Here is a 17,682-nt window from a genome sequence, read left to right as displayed (position 1 = left end):
GGCGTGGGCGTGCGGCCGTAGTCGTGGCCCGGCCCGGACCGGCCTGGTCCCGGCCCTGCTCCAGGGCCCGCGCCCAGGCCTCCGCCCGGTCCACCGCCGGGGCCCGTGCCCGGGTTCGCGTGCGGTCCTGCGCCGTGACCCATGCCCTGCCGGCCGTCCGTGCCGGGACCCGTGCCCGGTCTGACGTCGGCGGGCGGGCCCGCGTTGAGCCCGCGGAACTCCAGCGAGTCGGGGCGCACCCGCGTGGTGGGCACGTCGGCCTCGCCCGGCGGCGCGGCCCTGCCTCCGGGCTGCGCGGGCCAGGGCTGCGACGCCCCGCCCTCGCGCTGGATCCGGCGCAACTCCTCCGGCGACACCCTGCGGGTCGGCCAGGGGTCGGGCTGGTTGGGCAGGAGCGAGACGTACTGGTCCTGCGATGGCGGAGGGACCGGATGATCCTGGCTCTCGAGCAGCCGCCGCGGCGTCACCGGCGGCGTGGACACGTCGTGGGACGGGCTGTCGGCCGCGGGAGGCGGGAAACCGGACGGGGACGTGTCGGGCCGGCCGGGCGGGGACGTGTCGGGCCGCGGCACGGTGGAGAGTTCGTCGGGCACGTCGCCCGGCGGCCGCCGGGGCAGCATCCTGGCGATCTGCTCGGCCAGGTCGGCCGCCTTGGGCCGCTTGGCCGGATTACGCTGGAAGGCCGCCTTGAGCAGCGGCTGCAATGTCGAGGGGGCGGCGCCGATGTCGGCCTTGCCCGCCGTGATGTTGTAGAAGACCATCTCCAGCGTGCCCTTGCCGAAGGGCGGCTGGCCCGTCGCGGCGAACAGCAGCGTGCCCGCCCACGCGTGGATGTCGACCTCGGGGCCGGCCTCCTGGCCCTCGATGATCTCGGGCGCGAGGTAGCCTGGCGTGCCGATGAACATGCCGGTCTGCGTCAGCCGGGTCGCGTCGACCGCCTGGGCGATGCCGAAGTCGATCAGCACGGGCTCGCCGTCGAGGATCAGCACGTTGCCCGGCTTGAGGTCACGGTGGATCACCCCGACCGAGTGCACGACGGCCAGCGCCGACGCCACCCCGTGCGCGACCTTGAGCAGCGCGTCGAGATCGAGCGGGCCGTCGTCCTTGACGATCTCGTCGAGAGGACGGCCGGGCACGTAGCGGGTGACGATGTAGGGGCGGTGGCCGGTCACGTCGGCGTCGAGCACCTCGGCGATGTATTTGCTCCGCACCCTGCGCATGGTCTCGACCTCGCGCGAAAGCCGCCGCCTGGCGACCTCGTCGCCGGCGACCTCCCCGCGCAGGACCTTGACCGCCACCTGACGCCCCTGCGGGTCGGCGGCGAGGTGGACAACGCCCATCCCGCCTTCACCGAGCCGCCTGAGCAACCGGTAAGGGCCAAGTCGGTCATCGTTCATGGCATGAAGCACCATATCGGCTTAGTCCCCGCCCACGAGATGAACCATGAGGCCACATTCCCACTTGTACAACGTCCGGAAAGGGCTCATCGGTTTCCCATCCAACGGTCTCGAATCGGCTTCAGTTTGTGTCAGCCGGCCAGCGAGAGAACCTCGGCCCCCTTCAGCCCGGCCAGCGCGGCCCCGGAAACGGCCAGCTTCGACCTGCGCACACCGCTTCCGATCACCACTCTCGGATGGTCGGCGACGTGCGTGTCCACGAGGATCGGCCAGTCGTCCGGCAAGCCCAATGGCGTGATGCCGCCGTGTTCCATGCCGGTCAGCTCGACCGCGTCGGCCATCGGCGCGAAACTCGCCTTCCTGGCGTCGAGATGCCTGCGTACGACACCGTTCACGTCCGCCCGCATCGTCGCGAGCACCATGCAGGCGGCGTAGCGGACCTCGCCGCCCCGTTTGGCGGCCACGACCACGCAGTTGGCCGACGCGTCGAGCCGCACGTCATAGCGCTCGCAGAACGCCGCCGTGTCGGCGAGATCGGGGTCGATCTCGGCCACCTCGACGCCGTCCACGTGCGGAACGGCCCGCGCCACCGGATCGGCGAGAAGGCCGGTACGTTCGGTCGCGGGCTCCCAGTGCAAGCTCATCCCATCTCCTCGATCGCTTCTCCTTGGACCCTAACCCGGTCGCCGGAGCAGCGTGCGACGTCACGGGGACTGCAGCACTCGCTGGTGCAGCAGGGTGACGACGCCGCGGGCGGACTCCATGGCCCCCGCCTGCCAGGCGATCAGATGGGTGAGCCAGTCGCCCGTGAAGTAGACCCTTCCGGCGGGGCGTTGCAGAAGAGTGAAGGACGAATCAATGGACGGCCAGCGCACCCAACCACCCTGGATGTGCTCCTGGCGCTCCCATGCGATGGAGACGCCGGACAGGACGTTCTGGCGGTACTTCTCGCCGTGGATCTTCTTGCCCTGGGTGAGCGCCCTGCGCCTGCGGTCCTCGGGGGTGAGGGCTCCGTACAGCTCGGCGTCGCGCTCGACGTTGTAGTAGCCGACCAGCAGGCCGCGCTCCGCGTGGTAGTCGTGGGACGGGTACCAGATGTGAGTGATGTCGAGGTCCGTCTCCGTCACGCCGCCGTAGATGTGGTCCTCCAGCTCCCACCAGCGCCTGCCGTACTCCAGGCCGATCTTTCCCGCGGCGACCGGGACCGGCGTCTTGAGCGCGGTGGTGACCTGGGCGCCCAGGTTGTGCGGGATCTTAGCGAGCACGTGCGGGGGGAGGGCGGCGATGCAGTAGTCGGCCTTGACGCTGCCGCCGTTCCAGACGACCTCCACGCCGTCGTCCATGGTGGTGATCCTGGTGACCTTGGCGCCCGTCGTGATGGAGTCCTCGCCCACGGCCTCCACCAGCCGGCTGACGATCGCGTCCATGCCGCCGACGGGCTGGAACATGGGGGTGGCCTGGTCGAAGCCGAAGTTGTTGGTGATGGCCCGGCCGGTGCCCGCGGCGAGGATCTGATGGAGCGGGCCCGGAGGGTCGAGGAGAATCCCACCCTCTATCGCCGGAAATGTCGTGAAACCGCGGCGCGACGACCCCTCGTATTCCAGCTTGGGCCCCAGGTCGCCGAACCTTTGGAGAAAATCGAGCAGGCGTTCCTGGTCGTCCTTGGTGATGGCCTTGTCCAACGCACCAACATTTGTGGCTTTCGCCAACAATTCTGCGACATATCCATACATGTCGGCTCGGGCGGTCCGCGCCCGCATCGTCCGCCCGTTCGTGTGCACGTACGCGGCGGCGTTGTCGTTGATGAAGGTCTCGATCGGGATGCCCAGTTCACGGCAGTAGTCGAGGGTGACCATCCACGGGGCGATCCTGGCGGGGCCCGCGTTGAAGTAGACGCCCTCCCCGAACGTCACCTCCTGCGCCGGGCCGTTCAGCTCGCTCAGCCGGTCGCCGCCGCGCAGCGTCAGGTTCCGCCCACCGGCCTTCTCCCTGGCCTCCAGCAGCGTGCAGTCATAGCCGGCCTTGTTCAGCTCGTACGCCGCCGTGAGCCCCGCCACCCCCGCGCCGATGACCACGACCTTGGCCGCGCCCTTGCCGCGCAGGGTGAAGTCGCCCGGCCTCGGGGCCACGTAGTCCTTCGACTGCTCCGAGGGCGCCAGCCCTAACGCGCCCATGGCCGCGTACATGGCGCCCGCGCCGCCGACTGCCCCCAACCCGACGAGCAACCCGCGCCGGGTCAGCGCCGCGCCTTCCACGTCACCCGCCCCCTACACCCGTCACCGGTCACGTCATCTCAGCCGTACGGCCCGCTGCCGCAGGCGACCTGGCCGCCGATGGTGGCGAAGATGCCGAACAGCGCCATGATCTGGGTGAAGTCGTCGGTGGTGAACTCGGTGTGCCGCGGCCCTGCCGACTTCACCCCGGGGACGAGCGCCACGGCGGCGGCGATGGCGGTGGAGTTCCACTCCACCCCCAGCGTGTACGGCGCCGCCAGCTCATAGGGCGTGAAATCGCTCAACCGGCCGAGTGCCCGCGCCGTGGCCTCACGAATCCTGGCCTGAGCCACGCTCGGCGGCAGCAGCTCGGCCGCGAACTTGTCGATCCCCTTCTTCACCGCGACCGTCTCGACGTCGCCGAGCAGCTCGCGCGCCTCCTCGCCGACGGCCTCGTCCCCGGTCACCACCGCGACCGGCACCCCGTGGAACCCGGCGCACGCGGCGACGAGCCGGGTCTCCCCGCACAGCTCGCCGTTGAGGTAGACGTTCTGGATCTCCTTGCCCATCCAGGTGTGGTTCAGCACGCCGTGCTGCACGCCCGCGCGGGCGTGGTAGCCCACGAAGCAGGCGGCCTGGAACGAACCGTCGAGCCCCTGCGCCATCCGCTGCGCCTTGCCCGGCCCGCGTACGAGGCTGGCCCGGGGATCGAGCAGGTCGATCCGGAGGTTCTTGGTCGACCCGTGGGCGTCGTTGACCAGCACGCCGGTCGCCCCCGCGTCGAACGCGCCCTCGACGGCCGCGTTGGCGTCGGCGGTCATCAGCTCGCAGCCGCGCTCGTACCCGCGCTTGCCCGCGTGCATCTCCTCGGGGTCCGTCAGCCCCGTCACGCCCTCCATGTCCACCGACAGATAGACCTTCACGTGCCCTGCTCCTTCATCGATCCGCACCCGCCCGGCCGACCGCCCGGCGTCAGGTGCCCCAAGTCTCCACCCGCCGCACCTCGTCGTGCGTCATGAGCCCCACGTTCGCCTCCATGTACGCCGCCGCCTCGGCACGCCACGGGGCCGGGATCTCGTCGAGAGCCTTCGGGTAGCAGTGGTCGAGCCAGGCGGAGGACTCCTCCGTGGCGTCGAAATAGTCGAGCACCTCCGCGAACAGGGTGTGCTCGATGCCGGGGACACGCGCGAGCCCGTACTCGACCATCTCCTGGCCGCCGTAGGGCGGCTTCTTCAGCCACGACTGCGCGGCGCGGTGCCTGGCGGTCATGGGGGTGTCGAGCGGGCGACGCTCGATGGCGGCCTGGATGAGCTCCTTGTACAGGCACTTGCCGCAGGCGCGGCACGGCCCGTCGGTGCCGCGCAGGCACCAGCGCACGTACGTCCTGAGATCGGAGTTCAGGGCCAGGCGCATGGTGACCGCCTCGCTCACGCCGCCCACGGGTAACACAATGTGCACGCCCGCCGCCGCGAACAAACGGCCCCATCTGCCGTGCGGCGCCCACATGGGGTTGTCGGGGGTGTAGCGCAACACATAGCGATCCCCGCCGAGCCAGCGTGAACCGAGTTCATAGCCGAAGGCCAGCCCTCCGAGGTCCAGCTGGTCGGCCAGGAGCAGCGCGCCCGCCCCCACCGCGTGGTGCTCGGGATAGCCGGGACGCGGCTCGGCGAGGGTGTACTCCAGGTCGGAGGTGACCACGGACAACTCGCGGCCTGTCCGCTCGGCCAGCCTGGCCAGCACGTCGGACCGGTAGTGGGGCCAGCGGTTGGGGACCCGCCGGTGCGGCACCCGCTGGAAGTGCACGAACGGCGCCTCAGCGTAGATGGCGGCCGCCGCGACGGAGTCCGCGCCGCCGCTGTACGAGATCGCGAGCCTGTCCCCCGGGCCACGCTGCTCCGCTCCCACCGGACCCGCATCGATCCCCCAGCCGGCGTGCAGGGCCTCGGCCAGCTCCGCCGATATGGCCCGGTCGAAGGAGACGCGCCGGCGGGTCCACGGCGCGACGATCGTCCACGCGGCGAGGGCGAAGAGGTCGGGGTGCGCGTCGGCGGGGACGCCGCCGACGGAGCAGGAGTTGGTGGCCAGCTTGATGGGGTGCTCGTCGGAGGCCTTGCCGGTGATCTCGTCGTCGGGGTCCAGGCGGAACGTCAGGTCGGCGCCCGTCCAGGTCACGCGCACGGCTGCTCCTCGGAACGCCCCCGCACCCGCTCGTCCCCGGAACGCCCCTGCACCAGCTCGTCCGCCGCACGCCCCGGCGTGCGCTCCGCCTCCGGCGGGACGCGCCCGGAGCCCGCCCGCTCTGCCGCCTCGGCTGTCGTACGGGAGGTCGCGGGGACCTCTCCTCCGGCCAGGCGGGTACGCAGGTCGTCGATGGCCTGCCAGACGAGGACCTCGTTCTGCAGCACACCGTCCAGTGCCTTGGCGGTCTCCTGCGCGAGCCGGTGGGCGTCGTCGGCCTTGCCGTAGGCCTTGTCGGCCTTGACCTCGACGCGGCCGACCCTGCTGTCGGCACTGCCTGCCCTGTCGCCGGCGCCCGCGCTGTGGGTCCTGGCGGCGGCCGCCGGCGGGCGCGCGTTCCGCAGCCGTTCCACCTCGCCCTGCAGGGTCGCCATCTCCCGGCGCAGCGTCTGGACCTCCCAGAGCGCGTCCCTGATGTCCTGACGGTGATCGGCGATCGAGATGTAACGGGAGTCGAACCACGTACGCACGGCTTTGCGCAGCCGGACAGGGACGGGAACGCGCATCATGAAACGCCACGATACTGGCAAACCACAGCCGGGACGGACGAAGCTACCGAGGGGTTATCAAGGTCCCCCAGCAGCTCCGTCCAGTTTGCGGTGACATGTCCAGAAGGACATTATCGCCCCGTGAACTTGGGCTTGGACTTCTCGGCGAACGCCCGCATGCCGATCTTGGCGTCGTCGGTGGCGAAGAGGCCGGCGAACTGCAGCCGCTCGATCTCGAGGCCGGTGTCCAGGTCGACCTCCAGCCCCTGGTCAACGGCCTGCTTGGCGGCACGGAGCGCGACCGTGGGCCCGCCGACGAACGTGGCCGCCCATTCGAGGGCGGCGGTGTAGACCTGCTCGTCCGGCACCACCCGGTCGACCAGGCCCATCGCGAGGGCCTCGGCGGCGGCCACGTGTCGGCCGGTGAAGATCAGGTCTTTGGCTCTGGCCGGGCCGACCAGGCGGGGCAGGCGCTGGGTGCCGCCCGCGCCGGGGATGATGCCGAGCAGGATCTCGGGCTGGCCCAGCTTGGCCGACTCCCCGGCGACCCGGAAGTCGGCGCAGAGGGCGAGCTCACAGCCGCCGCCCAGCGCGTAGCCGGTGATGGCGGCGATGACCGGCTTGCCGATGCGGGTTACGGCGGTGAAGCAGTCCTGCAGCGTACGGGAATGAGTGGACATGTCGGCATAGGACATGTCGGCCATCTCTTTGATGTCGGCACCCGCCGCGAAGACCTTCTCGCCGCCGTAGATGATCACCGCCTGCACCTGCGGGTCGGCGTCGACGATGCCGGCGGCCTCGCCGATCTCCTGCTGGACCTGGCCGTTGAGGGCGTTCATCTTCGGACGGTCAAGACGGATCGTGGCGATCTGGTCGGCCACCTCGACGCTCACAAACTCACCCATACGTCGAACCTAACAGAGCGGGATCATCCCGCCCCGTCAGCGGGCCGTCAGCGGGCCGCCGCGGACTTGACCTCCTGGGCGATGCGCTTGCTGCGGGACACCCGTACGAGTGCGGCGGACAGGCGGGCCAGCTCGTGGCCGGACTCGGCCAGCCGGGCCAGCGAGCGCTCCTGGCGCGGCAGCCCCACCTCGGCCGCCCCGTCCAGCACCTTCTTGTCGAGGTGCGGCGCGACCTGGGGCCAGACGGCCTGGACCTCACGCAGGAAGATGTCCGCGCCGGTCGGCCCGAGCCCGGGGAACTCCGTCAGCAGCTCGTGGATCCCGCGCGGGTCGCCTCCCGCCTCGTCGCGCAGGCGGCGCAGGTCGCCCTTCCACCGGTCGAGCAGCAGTTCGGCCCCACGGCCGAGCATGGTGGCGGTGCGCTCGTCGTAGCGGCGGTAGTGGCCCCGGCCCAGCGCGTCCACCCGGTCCTGCCAGCTCGCCTCCCGCATGGCCTTCGGCGTCGAGTACCCGGCCGCGAACAGCTCACGAGCGGCCGCCACGGCCACGTCCGCCGAGATCCGCGCGCTGAGCAAGGTGGCGAGGACGAGCAACTGGTAGAGCGGTTTCGGCTGGTCGGCCAGCTTGATCCCGGCCTCGGCGGCGTACGTGCGGCCGTATCGGTCGAGCAGTACGTCCATGACTGCTTCTTCGGTCTTGGTCATGAGCGTCCCGCTACCCGCGACCCGTACGGGCATGCCGGGCCACCCGCTTTCCGGTGGAGGCCCGCCCGGGTTTGGGGCGCAGGCCGGAGGGGAGGCGGAGGTTTCACGACCGAAAGGAGCCTGTTGTGCTGACGCTTACAGACAACGCCGTTGAGGCGATCCGCGACCTCATGGTCGGCCAGGAGGTGCCGGCCGACGCCGGCCTGCGCATCGCCCCGAAGACCGATGAGGCGGGGACGCTCGAAGTCACTCTGGTGAGCACGCCCTACGCGGGCGACCAGGTCGTGGAGAAGGGAGACGTGCGGGTCTTCGTGTCGGAGGACGCGGCGCCGATTCTGGACGACAAGGCGCTGGACGCCGAGCAGAGCGTTCCTGGGCAGCCGACGTTCAGCCTGGGACGTGCCTGACCGTTCATCGCGGGGGACATAGCGGTCGATTCATGTCACGATGACGACGCGTCCGATTCAGGGAGTGTCCGATGCGTGACGATCCGCTGTTCCCCGAACCGGTGGCTCGCGCGCTGGCCGGCTACCGTGCGCTGCGCGACACGCACGGCGTCTGCTGGGGCGAGCCGCCTCTCACGTACGTCGTCCAGGCCTGGACCACCGTCTTCCTCGACAACCGCTACGACTTCTGGGGGGCGGCGCTGCGCCTGCTCGCCGAACGCCATCCCGGCATCCCCCAGGACGAGCTCGAAGACCTTCTCGGCGAGGTGCACGCCGACGAGGTGGTGCGCGACGCGCTCGGCGGCGACGTCGTGGACAACCTGCCCGCGCTGCGGCTGACCCCCGGAGGGGTCACGCTGGAGGCGGTGACACAGGTCGTGCTGGACGACCGGCCGTTCCGCACGTCACTGCTCGTCGACTCCAGCAGGGACGCGCCCGTCACGGTCGTGGTGGACGGCACCGCGTACGAGGTGCCGCCGCGCGGCGCCAAGGTGGTCGAGGCCGGCGAGTCCGTCACCGCCGGCGGCCGGCCGGTGGACCTGGCTCCGCTGCGCCGCCGGGCGACGCGGGCAGCGGTCAGGGTGCGGGCGGGGTTCCCGTGCCGGTGGAGCGTCACGGGCGCGAACGGCCAGGGCTGGTATCCCGAGGGCGCCCCCCGCAAGGTCGACGCCCAGCGCCGGCCGTACTTCCATGGCGACGACCTCGTGGTCGCGGTGCCCGCCGAACCGGTCACGGTGACGGTGGCGAGAGGGATGGAGTACACGTCGGCCGAGGTCGTCATCACCCCGGAGGCGGGCGCGGAGACGCTGGTCGAGCTGGCGCCCGAACGGCTCTACGACGCCGCCGCCCGTGGGTGGTACGGCGGCGACCTGCACGTACACCTCAACTGGATGGGCGAGGAGCCCGCCGCGCCCGAACTGGCCGCGGCGGCGCAGCACGGCGAGGACCTGCACGTGCTCAACCTCGTGGCGGGCAACGTGGCGAGCGGGCGGGTCTACGATTTGGAGGCGCTCGCGCACTGGGCGGGCGAGGACCTGCCGTGGTCGGACGACAGGCATCTGGCCAGGATCGGCGTCGAATACCGCAGCGACCTGGTGGGGCACCTCACCGCGTTCGGGCTGCGCGAGCCGCCGCGGCGCTGCCACACGGGCTTCCAGGGCACGGCCGACTGGCCGCCCAACACCGTGGCGTGCGAGGAGCTGCGGGCGCTCGGCGGGGTGATCGGGTACGGGCATCCTTTCCACACGGCGTTCGGCGAGGACGATCCGCCCGGCGCGGTGCTCGGCCGCGGGCGCAACTGCTCGGCCAGAGAGATCGTCGCGGACGCCGCGCTGGGCCTGGTCGACGCCCTCGACGTGCTCAACCACTCCTCGATCGACGCCACGGCGGCCGTCTACCGGCGACTCGTCGGCGCGGGCAACAGGCTCGCGGTCACGGCCGGCACCGACGCGGTGTTGTCGTTCTGCCGCCGCGGGACCGCATCGAGCCCGCCCGGATGGGAACGGGTGTACGCCAACGTGGCGGGCCCGCTCACGGCCGAGTCGTACGCCGAGGCGATCCTGCTCGGCCGCACGTTCGCCACGACGGGACCGTGGCTGGAGCTCACGGTGAACGGGCACGGGCCGGGCGACACGGTGGATCTGGCGGCCGGGCGGCGCGCGGAGATCGTGGTCACCTCGATCGGCCCCGAGGTCGAGCGGCTGGAGATCCGCACCGCCGACGGCGTGCTGGCGCAGGGCCCGCCGGGGCGGCTGACCACGTCGCTGGTCGCGGACGAGCCGACGTACGTGGTCGCCGTCGCCACCGGCCCGCCGCACCCGCGCACCTTGCACGGGCGCGGCGCGTACGCGCACACCAGCCCGGTGTACGTGGACGTCGCGGGCTCCCACGTGGCCAGGGAGGCGGACGTGCGGTGGTGCCTGGCGTGGCTGGACCGGCTGGAGGAACTGCTGCGCGAGTTCGGCACGTTCGAGACCGAGGAGCAGCTCGGCGACCACCTCGAGGTGTACGGGCGGGCCAGGAAGGTTTATCGCGGGCGGCTTGCCTGAGCGCCCGAGTACTCATCATGGACACACCTCTAAGCGGAGAGATTGTCTCCGCTTTCCGACGTTATGCTGCTGTGGAGAGCCACGTCAAGCGATCTCCAGCACACGAGAGGCGGCCAGCCGATATGCGCGCGCCGGGCCAACCGAGAGCGGACGCACAACGCAACCGGGAGCTCATCATCGACACGGCCAGGGGGGTGTTCGCCGAGCACGGCCCTGACACCACGATGGACGAGGTCGCGCGGCTCGCCGGTGTGGGGGCGGGCACGCTCTATCGGCACTTCCCCGACCGCGACAGCCTCATCCATGCCGTGCTGGCCGACGCCCTCGAACGCATGATCGCGCTGGCTCAGAAGGCGCGCGAGGAGGAGACCTGGGCGTGGGACGCGCTCAGCCGGTTCGTGCACGGCTGCGCCGACCTGCGGCTCGACCTGCTCATCTCGGTCGCGGGAGCGCAGGCGCACCGCGTGGCCGGCACGCCCGAGATCGACGAGGGCCGCGTCCGCCTGCTTGAGGTGCTCGACCAGATCGTGAGCGCCGCCCACGACGAGGGGGCGCTGCGCACCGACGTCGGCACGGGCGACGTCATGGGGGTCGTCGGGCTACTCGTCCGCGGGCTGCCCACGCTGCCCGCGGACCTGGGCGACGAGCTACGGGAGCGCGCGGTGCGGCTGGTGCTCGCCGGCATGCGCGCCCACCCGGCGCCCTCCCCGCCCGAGGAGCCGCTGACGGCCGGAGCGCTGACCCGGCGCCTCAGCGCCGAACGCCACAGCTGAACCGTCGCCGCGCCCCTAGCGGTGGGCTCAGAGGTCGCCGGAGAGGCGTTCGACGCCGCGGAGCAGGGCGGAGTGGTCGAGCGAGCCGTCACCGGACGCGTTGGCGGCGGCCACGAGCTGGGCGACCAGCGCGCCGAGCGGCAGCACCACCCCGGCCTCGCGGGCCGCCGACGTGACGATGCCCATGTCCTTGTGGTGCAGGGCGATGCGGAAGCCGGGCTCGAACGCGTGGTCCAGCATGTTGCGGCGTTTCTGGTTCAGCACCGCCGAGCCCGCCAGGCCGCCGCCGAGCACGTCGAGCGCCGCCTCCAGGTCCACTCCGTACGCCCGCAGGAACACGACCGCCTCGGCCAGCGCCTCGATGTTCGCGGCGACGATGAGCTGGTTGGCCGCCTTGACCGTCTGGCCCGCGCCGCTCGGCCCGACGTGCACGACGGTCCTGCCCACCGCGTCGAAGATCGGCTTGGCCGCGGCGAAGGCGTCGCCGTCACCACCCACCATGATCGACAGAGCCGCGTTCCTGGCGCCCGCCTCGCCTCCGGAGACGGGCGCGTCGAGATAGCGCAGGCCACGGGCGGACGCCTCCGCGGCCAGCTCGCGGGTGACGTCGGGACGGATCGACGAGAAGTCGATGATCAGCGTTCCTGGAGCGGCGTTCGCGAACACGCCGTCATCGCCGGTCAGCACGGCCTGTACGTCCGGGGAGTCGGGAACCATGAGGGCGACCACGTCGGCTCCCGTCACGGCGTCGGCGATCGAGGCGGCCGCGCGGCCGCCCGCCTCGGTCAGGGCCCTGGTCTTCTCGGGCGAGCGGTTGTAGCCGGCCACGGTGTGCCCGGCCCTGACCAGGTGCACGGCCATGGGGCTGCCCATGATGCCGAGGCCGATGAAGGCGATGGTGCTCACGACGTTCCTCTCCCTTGGTGCGCCCGGCGTTGCGATCCGCCCGCGCTGGTCTGTCTGTCTCGCCGTTCCCTCCCGCGCCGGTCTTTCAGGCGGCTCGGTCCGGGCGGGGGAGCCAGTCGAAGGCGCCGGGGCCGTCGGAACGGTATTCGAGGCCGACATATCCGTCATATCCGGCTGCGTACACGTCAGCGATCCACTGCCGGAGCGGCAGCGACCCCTCACCCGGCGCACCCCTGCCCGGAGCGTCGGCGATCTGTACGTGCGCGATGCGCGCGGCGTGCCGTCCGATGACGGCGGGCACGTCGTCGCCGTTGACGGCCAGGTGGTAGAAGTCGGCCAGCAACGCCACGTTGGGCACCTCGGCCAGCCGGTCGAGCACGGTCACCGCGTCGGCGGCCGTCAGCAGCGGATAGCGCGGCGCGCCGCTGACCGGCTCGACGAGCACGGTGCCGTCGACTCCGCGCGCGCAGGCCGCCAGCATTTCCACGGCCAGGTCGTCCTGCTCCTTCGCATCGGCCCCTTCGACGCGGTTGCCGTACAGGGCGTTGAACGCCCGGCAGCCCAGCCGCTCGCCGATGGCCGCCACCACGGGGATGTTGTCGAGCAGTTCGCGGGAGCGCCCGCGCCACGACACCAGGCCGCGGTCGCCGGCCGCCATGTCGCCCGCGAAGAAGTTGAGCCCGGTCAGCCGCACGCCCGCGTTCTCGACGGCGCGTACGAACGCGTCCACGTCACGGTCGGCGGGCACGGCGCGCGGCCACGGCCACCAGAACTCGACCGCCGTGAACCCGTCGGCGGCCGCCGCGGCGGGGCGGTCGAGCAGGGGAAGGCCGGTGTAGAGGATCGAGCAGTTGACGGTCCAGCTGGTCACATGAGCTCCTACGCGGTGGCCTCTCCTGACCGCTCGCGGCGCAACTGGCCGAGCAGGCGGCCCTGGGCCTGGTCGAGATGGTGGGCGAGGCGCTGCTGGGCCCGCTCGGGGTCGCCGTCGCCGATCGCCTTGAGAATGTCGTCGTGCTCGTGCACCACGTTCATGGGGTGCGTGGTCCTGTGGGCCTGGAACTGGCCCATCGTCAGGTGCACCTCGCCGAGGATCACCTCGTGCATGCGTGACAACCGGCGGCTGCCCACGGCCGCGACCAGCGCGGAGTGGAAGGCGATGTCGGCCTCCACCTGGCTGGCGAAGGCCATGTCACCGGCCGCCGCCTTCATCGCCGCCTGCGCGCGGGCGGCGGGCTGCGGCACGGTGGCGGTGCGGGCGAGCGCCGCGACCGCCGCGCGTTCGACGGTCTCGCGGCTGAAGTAGAGGTCGCGGATGTCGTCCTCGTCGAGCTTGGGGACGACCGCGGTCTTGTGGGTGGTGCGGCGCAACAATCCGAGCGCGGTGAGCCGTTCCAGGCACGCCTTCGCGGTGGGCCGTGCGACGCTGTATTCGCCGGCGATGCGGATCTCGGTGAGCTTCTCCCCCGGCGCGATCTCGCCGTTGACGATGCGCTTGCGCACGGACTCGTAAAGCGCTTCCGTCAGAGACGAAGGTCCGAGAGAAAAGCTGGTCTGGCCGTCCAAAGGACCCCTCCCAAGGATCGCCGAACGCCGGGCATATCGTCAGACAAGTATACTAGCCTCAATACCCGGCCGCCTTGTCGACGACGTTCCGCAGCGGCTCGCCACGGGCGAACCTGCCCACGTTGTCGAGCATGATCCGCACTCCCCGGCGTGCGGTCTCCCGCGTGGTGGCGCCGTTGTGCGGGGTGACGATGACGTTCGGCAGCGTCCAGAACGGGCTGCGCGGAGGTAGCGGCTCCACGCCGTGCGCGTCCAGCCCGGCCCCCGCGATCTCACCCCGCCGCACCGCGTCGAGCAGGGCGTCGTCGTCCGCGATGCCGCCGCGGGAGACGCAGACGAAGCACGCCGTACGTTTCATCGCGGCGAACGCGGCCCGGTCGAAACGCCCCGAGGTGGCCGGCGTGAGCGGCGCCGTCACCACCACGAAGTCGCACGCGGCCAGGAACCGGTGGAAGGCGTCCTGGCCGAACAGCTCGTCCACGCCCAGCGCGGGCACGCCGGTCCTGCGGCGCATGCCGAGCACCCGCATGTGGAACGCCTTCGCCTTGGCCGCGAGGTCGAGCCCCGCGTTGCCCAGCCCGTAGAGGCCGACGGTCGCGCCCGCCAGCTCGCCGTGCGTGTGACGGTCCCATCGGCGCTCCGCCTGCGCGCGCTGCCAGCGGGGGACGTCCCTGCTCAGCATGAGCATCAGCAACATCGCGTGCTCGGCCAGCGGGATCGCGCCGTTGCCCGCGGACGACGTGAGCGTGACGTCGCTGTCGAGCAGCGCGCCCGACAACACGCCGTCCACGCCGGCGGCCGGGCTGTGCACCCAGCGCAGCCTGCGCGCCCTGGCCAGCAGGGCGTCCGGCACGTGGCCGACGACGGCGTCCGCCTCCTCGATGCCCTCCGCCAGGTCCGCCCCGAACGCGACGCTCGCCCGCGGGGCCGCCTCGCGCACGCCGCGGCGCACGTCCTCGTCGTGGTCGCCGGTGAACAGAATCCTCATTTGAGCCCCGTCGTGGCGATGCCGCGGATGAGCTGCTTCTGCGCGATGGCGAAGAAGATGAGCACCGGCAGCAGCGACACCAGCGACATCGCGAACAACATGCCCACGCCGCCCTGCGACTCGGAGTCGACCATGGAGTTGAGCGCCACCGGCACCGTGAACATCTTCGGCGACGTGAGATAGATCAGCGGCACGAAGAAGTCGTTCCACGTCCAGATGAACGTGAAGATCGTGGTGGTGACGAGCGCGGGCCGCATCAGCGGCAGGATCACGTACCAGAAGGTGCGGAACGGCCCCGAGCCGTCGATCCAGGCCGCGCGGTCGAGGTCGCGCGGGATGGTCCTGATGAACTGCACCATCAGGTAGATGAAGAACGCGTCGGTGGCCAGGAACTTCGGCACGATCAGCGGGAAATACGTGTTCACCAGGTCGAGCTGCGAGAAGAAGATGTACTGCGGGATCACCAGCACGTGCATCGGCAACATCACCGACACGAGCGTGATCGCGAGATAGACGCCGCGCATCCTGAACTCCAGCCTGGCCAGCGCGAACGCGGTCAGCGAGCAGGAGAACAGGTTGCCGGCGATCGCGCCGACGGTGACGAGCAGCGAGTTGAGGAAGAAGACCGAGAAGGGGCGGTTGAGCGCGTGCCAGCCCTCGACGAAGTTGTCGAAGGTGATCTCGCTGGGGATGAGCCCGGGTTCGGTGAGGACGAGGTGGTCGGGCTTGAGCGAGCTGACGATCATCCAGGCCAGCGGATAGAGCATCAGCAGCACGAATGCGCCGAGGCCGAGGTGTTTGAGCAGGTCGCGGCGGACGCGCCGCCGCGCGGCCGCCTTTGATCGGGTACGCGCGGAGTCGAGGTTCGCGGTCGTCATCAGTCGTCTCCGTAGAAGACCCAGTATTTCGACAGGACGAAGTGCACGGCCGTCACCAGGCAGATCGCGGCCATCAGCACCCACGCCAGCGCGGAGGCGTAGCCCATGTCGAAGTTCGTGAATCCCTGCTGGTAGATGTAGAGCGTGTAGAACAGCGTCGAGTTGGCCGGGCCTCCGGTGCCACCGCTGACGACGTGGGCCTGGGTGAAGGTCTGGAAGGCGCCGATCGTCTGCAGGATCAGGTTGAAGAAGATGATCGGGGTCAGCAGCGGGATCGTGACGCCGGTGAACTGCCGGACGACGCTCGCACCGTCGACCCTGGCGGCCTCGTACAGCTCCTCGGGGATCTGGCGGAGACCGGCGAGGAAGATGACCATCGGCGAGCCGAACGTCCACACGTTCAGCACGATCAGCGTCGACAGCGACAGGCTCGGGTTCTGCAGCCAGCTGCCCAGCTCCAGCCCGAAGAACGACAGAGCCCGGTCCATCAGGCCGCTGTCGCCGAACACCTGCCGCCACAGGATCGCGACCGCGACGCTGGTGCCGAGCAGCGACGGGAGGTAGAAGGCGCTGCGGTAGAAGGCCAGGCCGCGCAGGCCCCTGTCGAGGATGAGGGCGAGCAGCAGCGCGAAGCCGAGCTGCAGCGGGATGGAGACCAGGACGTAAACCAGCGTCACCCGCACGGCCGCCCAGAAGTACTCGTCCTCGAACATCCGCCGGAAGTTCGCGAGGCCGTTGAACTCCGGCGAGCTGAGGATGTTGTAGTCGGTGAACGCGAGATAGAGGGAGGCGAGCAGCGGCACGGCCGTGACCAGCACGAGGCCGAGCCACCATGGGATGAGGAAGACGTGCGCGGCCGCGCCCTGGCCGCGCGGCCCTCGTCTGGCTCGCTTGATCGGCACGAGGATCTCCTAACGCGCCCGCGTGATGCCGGTCTTGATCTCGTCCAGGAGCCGCGTGGCGCCGTCGGCGGTGCTCAGCCGGCCGAGTGAGATCTCCTCGGCGGCCCGGGCCATGGCCGTGCGCCAGGTGCTCGTGCCCGGGGGCGCCTCGAAGCGGGGGCGGCGCTCGGCCTCGCGAACGCTTTGCACGGCGGTGAGCATCTCCTTCTCGTCCCCGCTCGCCGTGTCGAGGGTCTGCTGGAAGACCTTGGGGTTGACCGGCGCGCCCATGGTCAGGCCGACGGTCTGGAGCATGGCCGGGTCGTTGGTGTTGTAGTTGACGAGTTTGCCGGCCGCCTCCAGGTTCTCCTCGTCGATGCCCTGATATATCGCCATCCGGGGGAAGTACAGGAACGGATGGCCGGCCTGCGCGTCCTTGGCCACCGGCATGCCGCGCAGTCTGAAGCGGTGGTCGGGGAACATCTTGGCGTCGTCGATGATGTGGTTGGAGTTGCCCACCTTGGCCAGCACCTTCTCGCCGACCAGCGCCCAGTCGGGGCCCATTCCCTCCTGCTCGCTGAGCGTCAGCACGGCTCCGGCCTTCTGCATCTTGTCCCACCAGTCGAACCAGGCGCGCACGCTGTCGGCGGTGAAGCCCGCGTTGCCGTCCTCGGTCCACAGTTGCTCGCCGCGCTGGCGCAGCCACGCCTCGAACCACATGTCGGCGTCGGCCTCGTACGGCATGCCCTTGCGCTTGCCGGAGTTGTCCTTGGAGTAGTCGATGAGGAAGGTCGCCCAGGCGTCCCAGTCGGCGTCGCCGGGCGGGAGCTCGACGTCGTCCTCCTCGGCGAACGTCTCGTTGTAGCGCATGACGGGGACGAAGACGCCGAACGGCATGGTGTTGAGCTGCCCGTTCAGCTTGAACGAGTCCAGCTCCTGCTGGGAGTAGTCGGACAGGTCGAGAGTGGGGATGTCGTCGAGGCGGCGGTAGAGGTTGCTCTTGTTGTAGGTGAGCACCTGCGCTGAGGCGATCCAGAAGATGTCGGCGACGTCGCGGGCCGCCATCTGCGTCGTCATACGCTCCTGGAAGGCGGAGTACTCGGCGAACTCCGGCTCGACCTGGATGCCCGGGTTCTTGCCGGAGAACTCCTTGAGGGCCTTGGTGTAGTTCTGCTGCCGGATGGTGTTGCCCCACCAGGCGTATCTCAGCGTGGTGTCGCCGCCTTCCGCGTCCCCGCCGCATGCCACGAG

The 17,682-nt window shown here is 70.7% G+C and carries 18 protein-coding genes; 3 read left to right on the top strand and 15 right to left on the bottom strand.

Features of this window, described 5'->3' with window-relative positions:
• The 8 genes from GUY59_RS47970 to GUY59_RS40555 all read right to left on the bottom strand — a co-directional run.
• Nucleotides 1-1,397 (bottom strand): serine/threonine-protein kinase (locus GUY59_RS47970; protein WP_201761925.1); only part of this gene is annotated, 1,397 nt, incomplete at its 3' end.
• Nucleotides 1,398-1,528: 131 nt separating this feature from the next.
• Nucleotides 1,529-2,041, bottom strand: a complete 513-nt coding sequence (locus GUY59_RS40585; protein ID WP_138201707.1) for a YbaK/EbsC family protein — start codon at nucleotides 2,039-2,041, stop codon at nucleotides 1,529-1,531.
• A gap of 60 nt (nucleotides 2,042-2,101) precedes the next feature.
• The gene (locus GUY59_RS40580) at nucleotides 2,102-3,652 is read right to left on the bottom strand and encodes a flavin monoamine oxidase family protein (protein WP_252374987.1); all 1,551 of its coding nucleotides are present in this window, start codon (nucleotides 3,650-3,652) and stop codon (nucleotides 2,102-2,104) included.
• Nucleotides 3,653-3,690: 38 nt separating this feature from the next.
• A complete protein-coding gene (locus GUY59_RS40575) occupies nucleotides 3,691-4,533 on the bottom strand; it encodes a M55 family metallopeptidase (protein WP_138201706.1) in 843 nt (280 codons plus the stop codon).
• 49 nt (nucleotides 4,534-4,582) lie between these two features.
• Nucleotides 4,583-5,788 (bottom strand): DUF6395 domain-containing protein, encoded by a 1,206-nt coding sequence (locus tag GUY59_RS40570; RefSeq protein ID WP_138201705.1) that lies wholly within the window; start codon nucleotides 5,786-5,788, stop codon nucleotides 4,583-4,585.
• Nucleotides 5,779-6,357 carry a hypothetical protein gene (locus GUY59_RS40565; protein WP_201761924.1) on the bottom strand — a complete coding sequence of 193 codons (579 nt, stop codon included), beginning with the start codon at nucleotides 6,355-6,357 and terminating at the stop codon, nucleotides 5,779-5,781. Before GUY59_RS40565 ends, GUY59_RS40570 begins: the two co-directional genes overlap by 10 nt.
• Nucleotides 6,358-6,467: 110 nt before the next feature.
• Entirely contained in the window at nucleotides 6,468-7,241 is a 774-nt protein-coding gene (locus GUY59_RS40560) for an enoyl-CoA hydratase/isomerase family protein (RefSeq protein WP_138201704.1), read from the bottom strand.
• A gap of 47 nt (nucleotides 7,242-7,288) precedes the next feature.
• The gene (locus GUY59_RS40555) at nucleotides 7,289-7,945 is read right to left on the bottom strand and encodes an endonuclease (protein ID WP_201761923.1); all 657 of its coding nucleotides are present in this window, start codon (nucleotides 7,943-7,945) and stop codon (nucleotides 7,289-7,291) included.
• 125 nt (nucleotides 7,946-8,070) lie between these two features.
• On the opposite strand from GUY59_RS40555, the gene GUY59_RS40550 reads away from it, so the two are divergent.
• The 3 genes from GUY59_RS40550 to GUY59_RS40540 all read left to right on the top strand — a co-directional run bounded on the left by GUY59_RS40550 (nucleotide 8,071) and on the right by GUY59_RS40540 (nucleotide 11,212).
• Complete coding sequence (locus GUY59_RS40550; RefSeq protein ID WP_132640719.1) at nucleotides 8,071-8,352, top strand: hypothetical protein; 282 nt, start codon at nucleotides 8,071-8,073, stop codon at nucleotides 8,350-8,352.
• A gap of 71 nt (nucleotides 8,353-8,423) precedes the next feature.
• Nucleotides 8,424-10,439: a CehA/McbA family metallohydrolase gene (locus GUY59_RS40545; RefSeq protein ID WP_236667981.1), complete on the top strand. Its 2,016-nt coding sequence runs from the start codon at nucleotides 8,424-8,426 to the stop codon at nucleotides 10,437-10,439.
• Between the two features lie 122 nt (nucleotides 10,440-10,561).
• Nucleotides 10,562-11,212 (top strand): TetR/AcrR family transcriptional regulator, encoded by a 651-nt coding sequence (locus GUY59_RS40540; RefSeq protein ID WP_161714963.1) that lies wholly within the window; start codon nucleotides 10,562-10,564, stop codon nucleotides 11,210-11,212.
• Between the two features lie 27 nt (nucleotides 11,213-11,239).
• Here the strand turns inward: GUY59_RS40540 and GUY59_RS40535 are convergent, their stop codons facing one another.
• The 7 genes from GUY59_RS40535 to GUY59_RS40505 all read right to left on the bottom strand — a co-directional run.
• A complete protein-coding gene (locus GUY59_RS40535; protein WP_138201702.1) occupies nucleotides 11,240-12,118 on the bottom strand; it encodes a 2-hydroxy-3-oxopropionate reductase in 879 nt (292 codons plus the stop codon).
• Between the two features lie 85 nt (nucleotides 12,119-12,203).
• Nucleotides 12,204-12,989, bottom strand: coding sequence for a hydroxypyruvate isomerase family protein (locus tag GUY59_RS40530; RefSeq protein ID WP_138201701.1), 786 nt, complete (start codon nucleotides 12,987-12,989; stop codon nucleotides 12,204-12,206).
• 8 nt (nucleotides 12,990-12,997) lie between these two features.
• The gene (locus GUY59_RS40525) at nucleotides 12,998-13,684 is read right to left on the bottom strand and encodes a GntR family transcriptional regulator (RefSeq protein WP_138201700.1); all 687 of its coding nucleotides are present in this window, start codon (nucleotides 13,682-13,684) and stop codon (nucleotides 12,998-13,000) included.
• 58 nt (nucleotides 13,685-13,742) lie between these two features.
• Nucleotides 13,743-14,672 (bottom strand): D-2-hydroxyacid dehydrogenase, encoded by a 930-nt coding sequence (locus GUY59_RS40520; protein ID WP_138201699.1) that lies wholly within the window; start codon nucleotides 14,670-14,672, stop codon nucleotides 13,743-13,745.
• Nucleotides 14,669-15,550, bottom strand: a complete 882-nt coding sequence (locus GUY59_RS40515) for a carbohydrate ABC transporter permease (protein ID WP_138201698.1) — start codon at nucleotides 15,548-15,550, stop codon at nucleotides 14,669-14,671. The genes GUY59_RS40520 and GUY59_RS40515 overlap by 4 nt, the downstream gene beginning before the upstream one ends.
• Nucleotides 15,550-16,452 carry a carbohydrate ABC transporter permease gene (locus GUY59_RS40510; RefSeq protein WP_252374985.1) on the bottom strand — a complete coding sequence of 301 codons (903 nt, stop codon included), beginning with the start codon at nucleotides 16,450-16,452 and terminating at the stop codon, nucleotides 15,550-15,552. The genes GUY59_RS40515 and GUY59_RS40510 overlap by 1 nt, the downstream gene beginning before the upstream one ends.
• A gap of 9 nt (nucleotides 16,453-16,461) precedes the next feature.
• The coding region (locus tag GUY59_RS40505) for an ABC transporter substrate-binding protein (protein ID WP_161714962.1) at nucleotides 16,462-17,682 on the bottom strand (1,221 nt) is incomplete at its 5' end.

The organism is Nonomuraea sp. K271, from assembly GCF_009908215.1.
Lineage (GTDB): Bacteria > Actinomycetota > Actinomycetes > Streptosporangiales > Streptosporangiaceae > Nonomuraea > Nonomuraea longispora.
Note: the sequence above shows the minus strand (reverse complement) of the source record. Positions and strands in the feature narration are given on the sequence as shown.

Coding starts and splice junctions, on each gene's coding strand:
- GUY59_RS40520 (WP_138201699.1), bottom strand. CDS start 14,672: ATGAGGATTCTGTTCACCGGCGACCACGACGAGGACGTGCGCCGCGGC.
- GUY59_RS40555 (WP_201761923.1), bottom strand. CDS start 7,945: ATGACCAAGACCGAAGAAGCAGTCATGGACGTACTGCTCGACCGATAC.
- GUY59_RS40515 (WP_138201698.1), bottom strand. CDS start 15,550: ATGACGACCGCGAACCTCGACTCCGCGCGTACCCGATCAAAGGCGGCC.
- GUY59_RS40545 (WP_236667981.1), top strand. CDS start 8,424: ATGCGTGACGATCCGCTGTTCCCCGAACCGGTGGCTCGCGCGCTGGCC.
- GUY59_RS40565 (WP_201761924.1), bottom strand. CDS start 6,357: ATGATGCGCGTTCCCGTCCCTGTCCGGCTGCGCAAAGCCGTGCGTACG.
- GUY59_RS40560 (WP_138201704.1), bottom strand. CDS start 7,241: ATGGGTGAGTTTGTGAGCGTCGAGGTGGCCGACCAGATCGCCACGATC.
- GUY59_RS40540 (WP_161714963.1), top strand. CDS start 10,562: ATGCGCGCGCCGGGCCAACCGAGAGCGGACGCACAACGCAACCGGGAG.
- GUY59_RS40585 (WP_138201707.1), bottom strand. CDS start 2,041: ATGAGCTTGCACTGGGAGCCCGCGACCGAACGTACCGGCCTTCTCGCC.